13 protein-coding genes are annotated in these 15,782 nt (G+C 72.0%); 10 read left to right on the top strand and 3 right to left on the bottom strand.

The genetic code is table 11. The features are described from left to right. Positions 1-23: 23 nt before the first annotated feature. The 3 genes from ACFW48_RS19455 to fes form a co-directional block, all read right to left on the bottom strand. Positions 24-806: a 2,3-dihydro-2,3-dihydroxybenzoate dehydrogenase gene (locus tag ACFW48_RS19455; RefSeq protein ID WP_386316173.1), complete on the bottom strand. Its 783-nt coding sequence runs from the start codon at positions 804-806 to the stop codon at positions 24-26. Beyond that, a complete protein-coding gene (locus ACFW48_RS19450; RefSeq protein WP_386316171.1) occupies positions 803-1,780 on the bottom strand; it encodes an ABC transporter substrate-binding protein in 978 nt (325 codons plus the stop codon). The genes ACFW48_RS19455 and ACFW48_RS19450 overlap by 4 nt, the downstream gene beginning before the upstream one ends. A gap of 96 nt (positions 1,781-1,876) precedes the next feature. Further along, positions 1,877-3,205 carry an enterochelin esterase gene (fes, locus tag ACFW48_RS19445; RefSeq protein WP_386316170.1) on the bottom strand — a complete coding sequence of 443 codons (1,329 nt, stop codon included), beginning with the start codon at positions 3,203-3,205 and terminating at the stop codon, positions 1,877-1,879. A 178-nt stretch (positions 3,206-3,383) separates the two neighbouring features. On the opposite strand from fes, the gene ACFW48_RS19440 reads away from it, so the two are divergent. The 10 genes from ACFW48_RS19440 to ACFW48_RS19395 all read left to right on the top strand — a co-directional run bounded on the left by ACFW48_RS19440 (position 3,384) and on the right by ACFW48_RS19395 (position 15,767). Continuing rightward, a complete protein-coding gene (locus tag ACFW48_RS19440; protein WP_386316168.1) occupies positions 3,384-4,436 on the top strand; it encodes a FecCD family ABC transporter permease in 1,053 nt (350 codons plus the stop codon). Continuing rightward, entirely contained in the window at positions 4,433-5,506 is a 1,074-nt protein-coding gene (locus ACFW48_RS19435) for a FecCD family ABC transporter permease (RefSeq protein WP_386316166.1), read from the top strand. Before ACFW48_RS19440 ends, ACFW48_RS19435 begins: the two co-directional genes overlap by 4 nt. Before the next feature lie 670 nt (positions 5,507-6,176). After that, a complete protein-coding gene (locus ACFW48_RS19430; protein ID WP_386316164.1) occupies positions 6,177-6,827 on the top strand; it encodes a GntR family transcriptional regulator in 651 nt (216 codons plus the stop codon). A gap of 48 nt (positions 6,828-6,875) precedes the next feature. After that, on the top strand, positions 6,876-7,628 hold the full coding sequence (locus ACFW48_RS19425; protein WP_386316163.1) for a PIG-L deacetylase family protein: 753 nt from the start codon (positions 6,876-6,878) through the stop codon (positions 7,626-7,628). After that, positions 7,625-8,332, top strand: a complete 708-nt coding sequence (locus ACFW48_RS19420; protein ID WP_386316161.1) for a 4-carboxy-4-hydroxy-2-oxoadipate aldolase/oxaloacetate decarboxylase — start codon at positions 7,625-7,627, stop codon at positions 8,330-8,332. The genes ACFW48_RS19425 and ACFW48_RS19420 overlap by 4 nt, the downstream gene beginning before the upstream one ends. Next, complete coding sequence (locus ACFW48_RS19415) at positions 8,329-9,456, top strand: 4-oxalomesaconate tautomerase (protein WP_386316159.1); 1,128 nt, start codon at positions 8,329-8,331, stop codon at positions 9,454-9,456. Before ACFW48_RS19420 ends, ACFW48_RS19415 begins: the two co-directional genes overlap by 4 nt. After that, positions 9,437-10,387 carry a VOC family protein gene (locus tag ACFW48_RS19410; protein WP_386316157.1) on the top strand — a complete coding sequence of 317 codons (951 nt, stop codon included), beginning with the start codon at positions 9,437-9,439 and terminating at the stop codon, positions 10,385-10,387. The genes ACFW48_RS19415 and ACFW48_RS19410 overlap by 20 nt, the downstream gene beginning before the upstream one ends. Before the next feature lie 230 nt (positions 10,388-10,617). After that, positions 10,618-11,946 (top strand): MFS transporter, encoded by a 1,329-nt coding sequence (locus ACFW48_RS19405; protein WP_386316155.1) that lies wholly within the window; start codon positions 10,618-10,620, stop codon positions 11,944-11,946. 653 nt (positions 11,947-12,599) lie between these two features. After that, positions 12,600-13,994: a CapA family protein gene (locus tag ACFW48_RS19400; RefSeq protein WP_386316153.1), complete on the top strand. Its 1,395-nt coding sequence runs from the start codon at positions 12,600-12,602 to the stop codon at positions 13,992-13,994. Between the two features lie 36 nt (positions 13,995-14,030). Next, on the top strand, positions 14,031-15,767 hold the full coding sequence (locus ACFW48_RS19395; RefSeq protein ID WP_386316151.1) for an ABC transporter permease: 1,737 nt from the start codon (positions 14,031-14,033) through the stop codon (positions 15,765-15,767). The last annotated feature ends 15 nt before the right edge of the window (positions 15,768-15,782 follow it).

Genomic DNA, 15,782 nt, shown 5'->3' with positions numbered 1-15,782 from the left:
AGGACGTGTGCCGAGGGCCCGGGTCAGGCCCGCAGGGTGGCGCCGCCGTCGACGTACAGGTCGTGCATGGTGATGTGGCGGGCGCGGTCGGAGGCCAGGAAGACGACGGCGTCGGCGATGTCGGAGGGGTCGGCGATCCGGCCGAGCGGGATGCCCGTGCGGTAGGACGCCGGGTCGCCCTCGATCACCCGCCGGGCGGACGCCTCCTCCTCGCCCGCCGTCCACAGGGCGCGCTGCATGCCGGTCATGGTCGACCCGGGGGAGACCGTGTTGCAGCGCACGCCCCGGCGCGCGACCTCCAGACCAAGGCACTTGGTGAACATGACCGCGGCGGCCTTGGAGGCGGCGTAGGCGGCGAGGCCCGCGCGGGGGACGCCGCCCGCGTTGGAGGCGACGGTGACGATGCTGCCGCGGCCGCGCCCGGCCATGCGGCGGGAGGTGGCGCGCGAAACGTGGAACACCCCGGTGGTGTTGACCGCGAAGTGCGCCGCCCAGTCCTCGTCGGAGAGGTCGGCGACGGGCCCGTCGCGCAGGATGCCGGCCACGTTGACGGCGATGTCCAGTGGGCCGAGGGTCTCCTCGGTCTCGGCCACCAGCGTCTCCACGGCGGGGGCGTCGGTGACGTCCAGCGGGCGGGCGGTGACCCGCTCGCCGTGCCGGGCGGCGAGTGCCTCCACGCCCGCGCGGTCGAGGTCGGTGGCGACCACGCGGGCGCCCTCCTCGACGAGGGCCGTGACCACCGCCGCGCCGATGCCCCGGGCCGCCCCCGTGACGAGGGCGAGCCGGCCGTCGAGTCCGGGCGTCACGAGGCGAGCGCCTTCGTCACGTCGTCCAGGACGATCCGGGCGGCCAACGGACCGCCGGCGCTGTTCCAGGCGGAACCCTGGACGACCACGACGTGGCCCTCCTGCTCGGCCTTGAGCCGGCTGAAGTTGGGCACCTTCTGGGCCTCGGCGTACGCCTTCTCGCCGTCGGCCTTCTCGCCGAGGGTGCCGAAGAACAGCCAGTCGCCGTCGATGGTGGACAGTTTCTCCAGGCTGACCGGCTCGCTGTGGCCGGTGCCCACGCCCTGCTGGTCCTTCGGTCGCTGAAGACCCAGGGCGGTCAGGGTGGCGCCCACGTGGCCCACGCCCCGGCCGACCGCCGACGGCGCCTTGTTCTGCCAGCGGACCACGCTGACGACCGCTCCGGCGTTGTCGCCGAGCTTCGCCTTGGTGGCCGTCACGTCGGCGTCGAAGCCGGTGAGGATCTTCTCGGCCTCGGCCTTCTGGTTCAGCGCCTCGGCCGTGGCGGTGAACGCCTTCTTCCAGTCCTCGTTCAGCTTGGCGGTGACCACGGTCGGGGCTATGGACTCCAGCTTGGAGACCTGGCCCTTCACCGCCGTGGTCTCGTCGAGCAGGATCAGATCGGGCTGGAGCGCGGCCAGCTTCTCCATGTCGGCCTCGGCGACCGTGGCGACGACCTGTGCCTCGCCCGCCTTGTCGGCCAGGTAGGTGGACACGCCCTTCTGCCCGCGTCCGGCGGTGGCGCCGACCGGCTCGATGCCGAGCGCGAGGGCGGCGTCCAGGGTCGGCTCGCTGAGCGTGACGACCTTCTTGGGCTCGGCGGGCACGTCGACCTCGCGGCCCGTGGCGTCGGTGACCTGACGGGTGCCGGCTTCCGAGCCACCCGCGCTGTCGCCGCTGCTGTCGTCACCGCAGCCGGTCAGGAGCAGGGCCCCGGTGACGGCGGCGGCGGCGGAGGTGAGGACGGTTCTGCGGGAGGCACGTGAAGGGGACATGAAGGGGTCGCTCCTCGGGAGGGTGATGGGAAACGGAAAGGGGACGGGACAGGGGAAGTGGGGCAGGACACGGAAGGGGAGTCGCGAGGTGCTGGATCAGCAGGCGGGGCCGCCCAGCAGGTGGACCAGGCCGTCCGCCAGAGCGCCGTGCCAACAGGCGTAGTCGTGACCGCCGTTGAACTCGCCGTAGGTCACCCGGTGGCCCGTCGTGCGCAGCGCGTCGTACAGGGCGCGGCTGTGGTCGACCATGGCGCCCTCGTGCAGTCCGACGTCCAGATGGACGCGCACCGGCCGGGCGGTTCCGGCGGCGTAGCGGGCGACGAGCCAGGGCGTGCCGTACACCGGTGGTTTGGGTCCGGCCGGCGGCGGCAGGCCGGGCCGCCACCACAGGGAGGCGGACTGGGCGAGGGCGTTGCCGAACCGGTCGGGCCGCAGGTACGCGGCGTACAGCGCGGTCATGCCGCCGAGGCTCTGCCCGGCGATCACGGTCCGGCCCGGGTCCGTGGTCAGCGGCCAGCGTCCGGCCGCCCAGGGCAGCAACTCGTCCGCCAGGAAGCCGACGAACGGCTTACGGCCGCCCAGGTCGCGCCAACGGGTCCGGCGGTCCCCGGCGTCCGGCGCCACCACGGCCAGCGGCGGCAACGCGCCGTCGGCGATCAGCGCGTTCAGCGTGTCGCCGAGACCGAGCCGCCCGAACCACATGTCGCCGTCGCACAGCACCACTGTCGGCAGGGGCGCGCCGACGCCGCGTTCGTGCCCCGGCGGCAGGTAGACCCAGGCGTCCCGGTCGCCGACCGGCGCCGAGCCCGGGACCCGGTGCCGCTCGACCCGCCCGGCCGGCACCGTGCCCCGCCGTCCGGCCCACGACTGGGCGGGGGCGTCGGGCAGGGCGAAGACCGAGGCGTCGGACTCCTGTCGGCGGGTGGCGACGGTACGGCTGTTGAGCGGGTCGGCCGCGGCGAACGCGGTCAGCGACCGCAGCCGCTGCTGGAGGCCGTCCGGGTCCGAGGGCGGTTCCTTGAGGGAGATGTCGGCGGCCAGCCGGTAGGAGCCGCGGTGGTCGGCGCGCAGCCGGAGCCCCAGGTGCCAGACATCGGTGCCGGGGACCCGCTGCAGCAGTGAACCGGCCAGGTGGGCGCGGTCGGTGAGGCGGTTGCCGAACAACAGCACCTGCCGCGTGGCGCGGTGACCCCGCCACAGGAACGTGACCGCCCGATGACCGGGCGCGCCGTCGAGTTCCTCGACGAGCGGGGTGCCCAGGCTCTCCGCCTCCTTCCAGAACTCGGCGGCCAGGGCCGCCCGTCGGGCGTCGTCGGCCCCCTCCACGGCTTCCAGCAGCCGCGCGACGCGCGGCCCCGTCACTCGCACCGGGCGGACGTCCGGCGCGGTGGCGCCGCGTGGGGTGGGTCGGGTGAGCGTGGTCATCGCGTTCTCCGTGAACCGCTGGTCGGAGGGTGCAGGGCAGGCCAGAACTGCCGACGAAATCGTCAACAGCGAAGGTAAGGCTAGCCTAAGCTAAGCACATGTCCATTGGAATGTGTGCCTTGCACCTAGTCGCCTCGGCGCCCCGGGGCCGGCGCCTCGCCTCCCGGACGGCCGCCTCGTGAGCACCGCGACGGCCGCCGCCCCGCCGGTGGAGGAGCACGGCCCGAAGAAGCCCCGCACCAGGGCGTCCCGGCGCGCGGCGGGCCTGCTCCTCGGCGTCTGCCTGCTCGTCGCGGCGACCGCCCTCTCGCTGGCCGTTGGCGCCAGACAGATACCGCTCGACCAGGTCTGGTCCGCCCTGTTCGACCCGTCCGGCACCGAGAACGACGCGATCGTGCGGGACCTGAGACTGCCCCGCACCCTCATCGGCGCCGCCGTCGGCGCTGCCCTCGGCCTCGGCGGCGCCGTCATGCAGACCCTCACCCGAAACCCGCTCGCCGACCCCGGCCTCCTCGGCGTCAACGCGGGCGCGTCGGCCGCGGTCGTCACCGCGATCGGAGTCCTCGGCATCACGTCCTTCACCGGATACCTCTGGTTCGCACTCGCCGGCGCGGCCCTCGCCGCCACCGCCGTCAGCGCCCTCGGCGGTGGCCGGTGGGCGACGCCGGTCCGGCTCGCGCTGGCCGGAACCGCCGTCAACGCGGCCCTGTTCGGCTACGTCAACGGACTCTCGCTGTGGCACCTGAGCACGCTGGACGAGATGCGGTTCTGGTCGGTCGGCACCCTCGCCAACCGGGACGTGTCCCTGCTGGCCACCGTCGCGCCGCTGCTCCTGGGCGGTGCCGTGCTCGCCCTCGCACTGGCCCGGCCGCTCGGCGCCATCGCCCTCGGCGAGGACCACGCGCGGGCGCTGGGCACCCGGGTGCGGCGTGTGCGGGTGCTCTCCGTCGTCGCCATCACCCTGCTGTGCGGCGGCGCCACCGCCGTGTGCGGGCCGATCGGCTTCATCGGCCTGATGATCCCGCATGCCGCCCGTGCCTTCTGCGGGCCCGACCCGCGCCGGCTCATGCCCTGCTGCGCGGTGTTCGCGCCGGTGCTGCTACTCGTATCGGATGTCATCGGGCGCGTCGTGATGCCGCCGTCCGAGATCGAGGTCGGCACGGTCACCGCGTTCCTCGGCGGGCTGCTCTTCATACATCTCGTACGGCAGCGGAAGGTGGCCCAGTTGTGAGCCTCGTGAAGGACGCCCCCGCGCGGGGCCGCGCGCAGGCGCGGCGCGGACTGCTGCGCACCGGCCGCTGGTCGCTGTGCTACGACACCCGGGCCCTGCTGGTCTGCGTACTGCTCGCCGTGCTCACGGCAGGCACCATGGTGCTGGCCATCGGCACCGGAACCTACGAGCTGTCCCCGCCCGAGGTGCTGAGCACGCTCGCCGGCGACGGCCCGCCGGGCGCCGGGTTCGTCGTGCTCGACCTGCGCCTGCCCCGGGCCCTGGTGGCCGCGCTGGTCGGCTTCGGGCTGGGCATGGCGGGCGCGGTCTTCCAGTCCCTGACCCGCAATCCGCTGGGCAGCCCCGACGTCATCGGCTTCGGCAACGGCGCCTCGGCCGGCGCGCTCGTGGCCATCATCGTCCTTGACGCGGGCGCCGCGCAGACGGCCGTCGGCGCGGTGTGCGGCGGTGCGGCGACGGCCGCCGCCGTCTACCTGCTGGCCTTCAAGCGCGGGGTGCACGGATACCGGCTGATCCTCGTCGGCATCGGCGCCTCCTCGGTGCTGGGCGCGGCGACCAGCTTCCTGTACCTGCGCGCCGACATCGGCAAGGCCGCGCAGGCCGCCGCCTGGACGATCGGCTCGCTCAACGCCCGGGACTGGAACGACGTCCGTGTCGCCGCGCTGGGGCTGGTGGTGCTGGTGCCGCTCGTCCTGGCGTGCGGACGACGGCTGACCATGCTGGAGATGGGCGACGACACCGCCGCCGCGCTCGGGGTGCCGCCCGAGCGGAGTCGCCTGGTGCTGCTCGGAGCGGGCACGGGCCTCACCGCCATGGCGGTGGCCGCGGCCGGACCCGTCCCGTTCGTAGCGATGGCCGCCCCGCAGCTGGCCCGCCGGACGACACGGGCGGCGGGCCCGAACGTCGTGTCCGCCGGGTGGACGGGAGCGTTCCTGGTGACCGCCGCGGACCTGGTCACCCAGCGTCTGACCGGCTCCGCCCTGCTGCCGGTCGGGGTGGTGACCGGCGTGGCCGGCGGGGTCTATCTGGCCTGGCTGCTGCGCGCCGAGCGCCGGGGCTCCCGCCTGTGACGGGGAGCCGGCCGCCGATCGGGACTGACTCTCGTAACGCCACGCGCTGTCGGCCCCGGCCTCTCCACACCTCCCTGCTCGGCGGTCCGTCTCCCCGGAGGACCGAGATCGACGCGCGCTCACCCGCATCACCTGCCTGAGCGCCCGTCATCGGTGGCGCGAACGACTGACGGTCGTGGTCGGCGTCGCCCTGGACCGGGGCCACGCCGACCTCCCGCGCAAGCGGTCGGGGTTGCGTCGCCCCGCGTCCCCGACTCCGGCGAGCGCCGTGCCCGGCGCTTCGAGATGACCCGGGTCGGCGGGCGCCGTGCAGCGCGTCCGAGTGGGATCCGGCTCGCGTGATCGGCCGGTGTCACCTTGTGCTCCGGAGTGCCTCACCGGCAAGCACGTCGGTGGCCGTCACGTCTGCTCCGGTGGCCGCGGGAGGTGGAGGGAGGGAACGGCGTCCGGCGCCGCACGGGATGGCCGGGCTGCACCGTGGCGGTGGGTGGGTGTCATGGGTGTCGCCCGCGTCAGCCGGCGTGCGGGTCGACGCCCGATCGTCCGTCCTCTGGCGCTGTTTCGCGCCGGGACAGCCATGCCGGATGTGTCGAACTTGGTGGACGAAATTGTTGACAATCTTGTTTGGCTAGATTTACGTTCGACAGGCACTCACTCAGGGAGGGCAACCATGCCGAACCAAGCCCGTCCGGGCACCGGGGAGCAGGCCAAACAGCGTGCGCTCGGGCAACTGCGGCAGGCGATCCTGCGCGGGGAGATGGCACCGGCGCAGCGGCTGGTGGAGAACGAACTCGCCGAGCAGTTCGGTGTGACCCGGGCCAGCATCCGGGCCGCGCTGATCGACCTGGAGTCTCAGGGGCTCGTCGAGCGGATCCGCAACCGTGGTTCACGGGTGCGGGTGGTGACCGTGGAGGAAGCGGTCGCCATCACCGAATGCCGCCTGGTCCTCGAAGGGCTGTGCGCGGCCAAGGCCGCCGTCGTCGTCGACGACGAGCAGCTCGCCGAACTGAAGGACCTGGGCACGGCGATGCGCAAGGCCGTGGCCGGCGGCGAGCCGCTGACCTACTCGGACCTCAACCACGAACTGCACGCCAGGATCCGGGAGTTCTCCGGGCAGCGCACGGCCGTGGAACTGCTGGAGCGGCTCAACGCCCAACTGGTGCGCCACCGCTTCCAGCTGGCTCTGCGCCCGGGGCGCCCGCAGCAATCCCTGAACGAGCACCTGGCCATGATCGAGACGATCGAGGCCAGGGACCCACAGGCGGCCGAGGCGGCCGTCCGGGCCCACCTCACCAGCGTGATCGAGGCGCTGCGCGACTGACACACGCACCGAGGCGGGCGTCACCTGTCCAACCGAGGAGAAGCATCCATGACGCACGGCAACGCGCCCGCCGCCACCCCACGCTCGACACTCGTGGTCACCGCGCACGCGGGGGACTTCGTGTGGCGGGCGGGTGGCGCCATCGCCCTGGCCGCCTCGCGCGGGGAAAAGGTCACCATCGCGTGCCTGACCTTCGGCGAGCGGGGCGAGTCCGCCAAGGCCTGGCGCGAGGGGAAGAAGCTGGAGGAGATCAAGGCGCTCCGCCGGGAGGAGGCCGAGAAGGCCGCCGCCACCCTCGGTGCCGAGGTCCGCTTCTTCGACGCCGGCGACTACCCGCTGCTCGCCACCCCCGAGCTGACCGACCGGCTCGTCGAGGTCTACCGCGCCACCCAGCCCGACGTGGTACTCACCCACCCGGTCGAGGACCCGTACAACGGCGATCACCCGGCCGCCAACCGCATGGCCCTGGAGGCCCGCGTCCTCGCCCAGGCCATCGGCTACCCGGGCGAGGGTGAGATCATCGGCGCCCCGCCCGTCTTCTACTTCGAACCGCACCAGCCCGAGATGAGCGGCTTCAGGCCCGAGGTCCTGCTCGACATCACCGAGGTGTGGGAGACCAAGCGCAAGGCCATGGAGTGCCTCGGCGCCCAGCGGCACCTATGGGACTACTACACCGACCTGGCCGTCCGCCGCGGTGTCCAGCTCAAGCGCAACGCGGGCCCCAATCTGGGCCTGGCGCACCGGACCATGGCCGAGGCGTACATGCGCCCCTACCCGCAGATCGCGCAGGAGCTGGCATGAGCGGCGTCATCGTCACCGACCCGCCCAAGGCCGACGCCGAGGACGTCGAGGCGCTCGCCGGGTACGGCGTGGCCACCGTCAGCGAGGCCATGGGTCGCACCGGCCTGCTCGGGCCGGACATCCGCCCTGTCCAGCAGGGCGTACGGGTCGCCGGCACCGCGGTCACCGTGCTCAGCTGGCCCGGCGACAACCTGATGATCCACGCCGCCGTCGAGCAGTGCGGCGAGGGCGACGTCCTGGTCGTCACCACCACCTCCCCGTCCACCGACGGCATGTTCGGCGAGTTGTTCGCCACCGCCCTCCAGCGTCGAGGCGTACGCGGTCTGATCATCAACGCGGGCCTCCGCGACACCCAGGAACTGCGGGAGATGGGTTTCGCCGCCTGGTCCCTGGCCGTCTCCGCGCAGGGCACGGTGAAGGCCACCGGCGGCTCGGTCAACGTGCCGGTCGCCGTCGACGGCCAGGTGATCCGCCCCGGTGACGTGATCGTCGCCGACGACGACGGCGTGGTCGTCGTACCGCGCGAGAAGGCCCGGCGGACCGCCGAGGCGTCCGAGGCCCGCGAGGCCAAGGAGGCCGGCGCCCGCGCCGCGTTCCTGGAGGGCCAACTGGGCCTGGACCGCTACGGGTTGCGCGAGAAGCTGAAGCAGCTGGGTGTCACCTACCAGTCGTACGACGAGTACACCGCCGGGGAACGGCCGTGACCGGCACCGAAGAGGTGCGCTGCACGCTGATGCGCGGCGGCACCTCCAAGGGCGCCTACTTCCTGGCCGAGGACCTGCCCGCCGACCCCGGTGCCCGTGACGACCTGCTGCTGCGGATCATGGGCAGCCCCGACCTCCGCCAGATCGACGGCCTGGGCGGCGCCCACCCGCTGACCAGCAAGGTCGCCGTGGTCTCCCGGTCGGCCGACCCGGACGCGGACGTCGACTACCTCTTCCTCCAGGTCGCCATCGACGCGCCCGCGGTCACCGACCGGCAGAACTGCGGCAACATCCTCGCGGCAGTGGGCCCGTTCGCCGTCGAACGCGGACTCGTACCGGCCGGGGAGGCCGAGACGTCCGTACGCGTCCGCATGCTCAACACCGGGGAACGCGCCGTCGCCACATTCCCGACGCCGGGCGGTCGCGTCGACTACACCGGGGACGCCGCGATCTCCGGCGTACCGGGGACCGCCGCGGCGGTCGTCATCGAGTTCCCGCGGGGCTCCGGGCCCCTCCTGCCCACCGGCAGTGCCCGCGACACCGTCGCCGGCACCGAGGTGACCTGCGTCGACAACGGCATGCCGGTCGTGCTCGTCCCCGCCACGGCGCTGGAGGTCACCGGCTACGAGACGCCCGAGGATCTGGAGGCGGACGCCGAACTCGCCGGTCGTCTCCGGGAGATCCGGCTGGCCGCCGGGCATCTGATGGGCCTCGGCGACGTCGAGGGCGCCACGGTGCCCAAGCTGACCCTGCTCGCCCCGCCCGCCGACGGCGGCGCGGTCATGACCCGCACTTTCATCCCGGTGCGCTGCCACACCTCCATCGGCGTGCTCGGCGCCGCGAGCGTGGCGGCCGGACTGCGCGTGCCCGGCGGAGTGGGGGAGCCAGTCGCCGAACTCCCGGCAACCGGCGACCGCGTCCGCGTGGAACACCCCACCGGCTACCTGGAGGTCGGCGTCGACGTCGACCCGGGTTCCGCCGGCGCCCCCGCCGTGGTCCGGCGCACCGCCGTCGTGCGCACCGCCCGCAAGATCTTCGACGGCACCGTCTTCCCCCGGTCCGCCAAGACGGCACCGATACCCGCACAACGCCCTGGAGGCCACCATGACTCCGCCGCTCGGTGACATCGCCCATGTCGGCCACGCCCAGCTCTTCACGCCCGAACTGGACGCGAGCGTCGCCTTCTTCACGGACTACCTGGGCCTGACGGTCAGCGGGCAGGACGGCGACACCGTCTACCTGCGCACCTACGACGACTACGAACACCACAGCCTGGTCCTGACCGCCCGCGAACACCCCGGCCTCGGCCGCCTCGCCCTGCGCACCTCCAGCGAGGAGGCACTCCAGCGCCGGGTGGCGGCACTGGAGGCTGCGGGACGGCCCGGGAAGTGGGCCGAGGACGAGCCGGGGCTCGGCAAGCTCTACCTCACCGCCGACCCCGACGGCCACGAGCACGCCCTGTACTGGGAGAGCGAGTACTACCAGGCCCCCGACGAGCTGCGGCCGGCGCTGAAGAACCAGCCGCAGGCCAAACCCAATCGCGGCGTGGGCGTACGCCGCCTGGACCACATCAACTTCCTCGCCGCCGACGTCCTCGCCAACGCCGAGTTCCAGGAACAGCTCCTCGGCGCCCGGCCCACCGAGCAGATCCGGCTCGACACGGGACGGATCGCGGCCCGCTGGCTGACCTTCACCGACAAGTCGTACGACGTCGTCTACACCGAGGACTGGACCGGTTCCTCGGGCCGATTGCACCACATCGCCTTCGCCGCCGACACCCGCGAGGACATCCTGCGCGCCGCCGACCTCGCCATCGACACCGGCGTCTTCATCGAGACGGGCCCGCACAAGCACGCCATCCAGCAGACGTTCTTCCTGTACGTCTACGAGCCCGGCGGCAACCGCATCGAGCTGTGCAACCCGCTCACCCGCCTGGTCCTCGCGCCCGACTGGCCGATCGTCACCTGGACCGAGGCGGAACGGGCGAAAGGCCAGGCCTGGGGCCTGAAGACCATCGCGTCCTTCCACACCCACGGCACCCCGCCCGTCGCCTAGGCGGAGACCGGGCAACGGGGGTGGGCCGCGCAGGGCGTGCGCGGCCCACTCTTCGCCGTATGTGCCCCGAGCCTCAGCGGTGGCCACCGGAACCGCGGCCATCAGGTCATTGCTGAGATTGTCAACAAAAGTGTTGACATGCAGAGAACGCGGTCCTTAGCGTCGCCCCATCACACGCCCCATCACACGCCCCCTCCAGGCACCGCCTCCTGGACGAGAGGAAAACAACGATGTCCTCCTCACCCGCCGCGCTGCCCGGCCGCGGCAGCGGACTGGCCCTGCTGGTCGTCGGCCTCTGCTGGCTGGCCGTGCTCTTCGACGGCCTGGACATGTTCATCTACGGCTCTGTACTGCCCCACATGCTCGAGGAGAAGGCGCTCGGCATCACCTCGGGGCAGGCCGGCGACCTCGGCAGCTACGCCACCTTCGGCATGCTGGTCGGCGCGTTGACCGCGGGGACGGTCGCCGACCGGATCGGCCGCAAGAAGCTGGTGGTCTCCTGCGTCACGCTCTTCTCGCTGGCCTCCGGCCTCTGCGCGGTTGCGAACGGCGTCGCCGTCTTCGGCCTCGGCCGCACCCTGGCGGGCGTCGGCCTCGGCGGCCTGCTGCCCACCGCGATCAGCATGGTCTCCGACTACGCCCCGCGCGGTCGCGCCGCCCTCACCATCGGCCTGCTGATGACCGCCCACCATGCCGGCGGCATCCTCTCCGCCTACGTGGCCCTGTGGATCGTCGAACCGCTCGGCTGGCGCGCCGCCTTCTGGGTCTGCGTGGTCCCACTGCTCTTCGTCCCGGTGCTCGCCAAGTGGCTGCCCGAGTCGCTGAGCTTCCTCGTCGCCCGGGGGCGCACCGAGGAGGCCCGCGCGCTGGCCGGCCGCTACGACGTCGAACTGCCCGCCGGGAAGGGCCGGAACGCCGTCGGCGCCCCGTGGGCCAACCTGCTCAACCTGTTCCGCGGCGGCGAGTGGGTCCAGACCCTACTGTACTGGCTGGCCTCCTTCGGCGGCCTGCTCCTCGTCTACGGCGTCGCCACCTGGCTGCCCACCCTGATGCGCGGCGAGGGCTACGAACTCGGCTCCGCGCTCACCTTCGTGGTCCTGTTCAACCTCGGCGGCATCGTGGGCATGCTGGTCGCGGGCCGGGCCTCCGACCGCTTCGGCGCCCCGCGCATCTCGGCGATCTGGTTCGCGCTGACCGCGGGCGGCGTGTTCCTGCTCAGCGTCCACATGCCGCTGGCGCTGACCTTCGTGGTCGTCTTCCTCACCGGCGTCTTCCTCAACAGCGCGCAGACCATGATCTACGCGACCGTCTCCATCGGTTCCGCCCCCGCCAACCGCGCCACCGCTGTGGGCTGGACCTCCGGCATGGGCCGCTTCGGCGCGGTCTTCGGCCCGTGGTTGGGCGGCCAGTTGCTCGCCGCGGACAAGGGCGACTGGGGCTTCACCGCCTTCGCCTTCGCCGGCTTCTCGTCCATGGTCTTCATCGGCATCGCGGCCCTGCGCACGACCAAGCGGCCCGCTGCCGGCCGTCCGGACCAGAAGCTGGTCGGCGCCCACTGAGGCCCCGGCACCGACTGGCATCCCGACGCGCCGCGTCGCCCAGGAGCGCCAGGAGCACGACGACGCGGGGAGACGGACCGCCCCCGTCCACACCCCCTTCGCATGAGGTCGTCCAGACCGTGGGCCTTGAGCGCGGAGGTGGTGCGAGGCCGGCCAGGCACAGTCCGGCCCAGACGGCGACTATCCGTCGGCGGGTGCTCACGAAATCGCCGTCCTGTCGGCAAGGCAATGTCCGGTGGCAGGCGTGACGCAACCTGCCTCGCGATGTGATCGGAAGAGCCCACCCGGCGGGGTGACCCGCTGAACCGCGCTCCCGCGCACACCTGCGGCGCGAGGAGTTTCACACGCGGGCCTGCACGAAGTGGTTCCGGTCGCCGTCGGGCGCGACGAAGCGGATGCCGTCATGGCGAAGCGCGGTCGGCCCGCCGTGGGCGCACCAGGCAGGTGACCTCTCGGCCGGCTTCCTGCGGCGGCCCTCGCCCCGCGGACGCCGGTGCGGCGAGGCGATAACCACTGGTGATGACCGCAGTAGGAACTCTGTGCTTCTGCACACGTCCGCGCCGACCTAGCTTGAGGAAAGCCCGATCACCTCGGGTGTCGCCGCGCGTTCACGGGCGACTGTGTCCGGCAACCCGGAAGGAAGTGCGAGTCGTATGCCCCCTACCGCCGACTGGTCGGTCGCCATCGCCGGCGAGTGCATGGTGACGAGGCCGTTCTCCATGCACTCCGAGGCGGAGTTCCTGCGCATCCGGGAACTGTTCGACAAAGCCGATGTCGCCTACGCGCATCTGGAGATGAACTTCGGCGACGCCGCCGAGGTGCACCCGGGCCGCGGCGACTGGTACGGCAGTTACATGTTGGCCGAGCCCCGCGTGGCCAAGGATCTGCGGTGGCTCGGCGTGGACGTGATGTCAACGGCGAACAACCACAGCCTGGACTTCGGTTCGGCCGGACTGTTCTCGACCGTTCAGGCCCTCAACGACGCCGGACTGGCCTGCGCCGGCACGGGACGGGACCTGGACGACGCACGGATGCCCACCTATGTCGAGACGCCCCGCGGCCGGATGGCGCTGATCTCGACCACCTCCGGCAACCGGCCGCACGAGTGGGCCGGCCGCCCCAAGGAGACCATGCTGGGACGCCCCGGCGTCAACCCGCTGCGGGTCACGACGACCTACGTCGTGCCCCAGGACTCCGCACAGCACCTCAAGGCCGCCGCGGAGGAGCTGAACATCCTGCGCACCGGCAAGGACTGGAAGCCGGGGAAGACCGGTCGCGTGCTGCGGGACGACGAGTTCCAGTACAACCTTCCCGGAGGGCAGTCGGCTGCCGGTGAGATGGTGTTCCGCGAGGGCGACGACCACAAGATCCTCACCGAGTGCCATCCCGGGGACCTCGAAGGCAACCTGCGCGCGATCCGGTCGGCGGCCGCCATGGCCGACCTGGTCATGGTCGCCCACCACTTCAACATCGCCGAGGGCCCGCGGGGCGACCGGCCGCCGCGCTTCGTCCGGGAATTCGCCCACCGCGCCATCGAGGCCGGCGCCGACATCTTCGTCGGCCACGGCTGGCACAAGACCCTCGGCATCGAGATCTACCGGGGCAAGCCCGTCTTCTACGGGCTCGGCAACTTCTTCGCTCAGTCCGAACTGCTCGAACGCGTCCCCTACGACAGCTACGAGACCTGGGGGCACGACGTCGACGCCCTGCCGACGCTCACCCCGGACGCGCATCCCCTGCACCCGGGGCTGGACACGCCCACTCCCACCTGGTGGAGTTCGGCCGTGATCGAGGTGCACCTCACCGACGGTCGGCTCACCGGCATCACCCTGCACCCCGTCGAGCTGGGCCGGGAGGTGTCGAAGGAGGCCAAGATCACCCGAGGCACCGGCAAGTCGGCGCGGCACCCCGCGACCGAGGGCCGCCCCCTGGTCGCGGACCAGGTCAACGGCGCCCAGGTGCTGGAGCGGTACCGGCAGCTGTCCGCCGAGTACGGCACGACCCTGGAGACCGACGGGCGCGTGGCCCGGCTGCGGCTCGGCGACTGATCCCCGCACGATCACGAACAGGAGGTACCGAGACGCATGGTGACGCTGACCCGACAGCCGACCTCCCCGCCGCGGGTGAACAGGAAGCAGGTGCGGACGCGACGACGCGGGCCTGGGGGACTCATGGTCCTCGTCGTCCTGCTCCTCGCCGTCCTCGTCTTCCTGCCGACCGTGCTGGTGTTCGTCCGTGCCGTCTCGGAAGACCCGCGCGACGCGCTGTCCACCTTCACCCCGGACGCCCTGAAGGACTCCTACGGCTCCTGGGAGATCTGGCGGGTACTGGGCGAGACCATGGCCATGTCGCTGGCGTGCGGAGTCATCGCCACCGCCCTGGGCGGCGCACTCGCCTGGGTGCTGGCCCGCACCGACGTACCGCTGCGGCGGTTCTTCGAACTGGTCGTGATCGCCCCGCTGTTCCTGTCTCCCTTCATCGGTGCGCTGGCGTTCCTGGAGCTGGGAGCGCCGCGCACCGGCCTGCTCAACCAGTTCGCCCGGGACGTCGGACTGCCGGGCTGGGTGTCGATCAACGTCATGACCTTCGAGTGGCTGATCATCATCCTGGCACTCCACTACGTGCCGTACGGATACCTGCTGGTCTCCGGCAGCCTGCAGAACATGGACGCCGGCCTGGAGGAGGCCTCCCACATGAACGGGCGGGGGACCCTGCAGACGGCGCTGCGGATCTCCCTGCCGGCCGTCCGGCACGCCACCCTGTCGTCGGTCATGTTCGTCACCATCAGCGCCACCGGCATGTTCTCCGTGCCGGCGCTGCTGGGGGCCAAGATGGACTTCCAGCCGCTGGCCGTGACGGTCTACCGGGCCACCAACGGCTATCCGAGCGACTACGCCCTCGCCGCCGCCCTCGGCACCATGCTGGTGCTGCTCAGTGTGATCGGTCTCTGGCTGTACCAGCGGGGGTTGCGGCAGGCGTCCAAGTTCGTGACGGTCACGGGCAAGTCCCGCAACCGCAAGCGCATACGGCTGGGCGCGGGCACCAAGTACCTCTTCGTGCTCCTGCTCGTCCTCTACGCTCTCGTCACGACCGTACTGCCGTACGCGGCCCTGTCCTTGCGGGCCTTCAGCACCTCCACGAACCTGGACGAGATCGACCCCACCTTCGATGTCGTCCGGCAGGTCCTGGAGGCCCCCGAGCTGAAGAACGCGCTCGGCAACACGGTGATCGTGGCCGTGACCACGGCCCTGTGCGCGGTGGCCGTCGGCATCCTGACCTCCTACGTCACGGAGCGGGTCCGGCACCGGGGCTCCGGCCTGCTCAACGCCGTCGCCATGTCCCCGCTGGCCGTCCCGGGCATCGTCTTCGCCACCGGGGTGTTCGCCCTCTACCTCGGCACCCCGCTCTACGGCTCGCTCGCCATCATGGTGGTCGCCTACGTGGCTTCCTACCTGCCGCACGCCACCCGCGTCACCGGTAACGGATTCGCCCAGATCGACAAGTCCCTGGAGGAGGCGTCCCGTATGTGCGGGGCGGGCCAGGGCCGCATGCTGTGGACCATCTTGCTGCCGCTGATGCGGCCGTCGATCGCCGCGGGCATCATCATGGTGTTCCTGTTCACGGTGCGGGAGATCAACACCGCGATCCTGCTCTACACCCCGGACACCATGCTGCTGTCCATCCTGTCCTTCAACTACGCCCAGCAGGCGTCGCTGCCGGCCGCCGCCGTCGTGGGCCTCCTGGAGACCGCCCTGATGATCGCTTGGATCGTCGTCATGCGGCTCCTGCTCCGGCCCGGAAAACTGCACCAGCGCGCCTGACGCGCACGGACCAAG

Origin of the sequence: Streptomyces sp. NPDC058812 (genome assembly GCF_042744565.1) — a bacterium.
Lineage (GTDB): Bacteria > Actinomycetota > Actinomycetes > Streptomycetales > Streptomycetaceae > Streptomyces > Streptomyces thinghirensis.
Note: the sequence above shows the minus strand (reverse complement) of the source record. Positions and strands in the feature narration are given on the sequence as shown.

Bases quoted from the DNA above. Each gene is read 5' to 3' on its own strand.
- ACFW48_RS19410 (WP_386316157.1), top strand. From the start codon at position 9,437: ATGACTCCGCCGCTCGGTGACATCGCCCATGTCGGCCACGCCCAGCTC.
- ACFW48_RS19400 (WP_386316153.1), top strand. From the start codon at position 12,600: ATGCCCCCTACCGCCGACTGGTCGGTCGCCATCGCCGGCGAGTGCATG.
- ACFW48_RS19395 (WP_386316151.1), top strand. From the start codon at position 14,031: ATGGTGACGCTGACCCGACAGCCGACCTCCCCGCCGCGGGTGAACAGG.
- ACFW48_RS19420 (WP_386316161.1), top strand. From the start codon at position 7,625: ATGAGCGGCGTCATCGTCACCGACCCGCCCAAGGCCGACGCCGAGGAC.
- ACFW48_RS19425 (WP_386316163.1), top strand. From the start codon at position 6,876: ATGACGCACGGCAACGCGCCCGCCGCCACCCCACGCTCGACACTCGTG.
- fes (WP_386316170.1), bottom strand. From the start codon at position 3,205: ATGACCACGCTCACCCGACCCACCCCACGCGGCGCCACCGCGCCGGAC.
- ACFW48_RS19430 (WP_386316164.1), top strand. From the start codon at position 6,177: ATGCCGAACCAAGCCCGTCCGGGCACCGGGGAGCAGGCCAAACAGCGT.
- ACFW48_RS19450 (WP_386316171.1), bottom strand. From the start codon at position 1,780: ATGTCCCCTTCACGTGCCTCCCGCAGAACCGTCCTCACCTCCGCCGCC.
- ACFW48_RS19405 (WP_386316155.1), top strand. From the start codon at position 10,618: ATGTCCTCCTCACCCGCCGCGCTGCCCGGCCGCGGCAGCGGACTGGCC.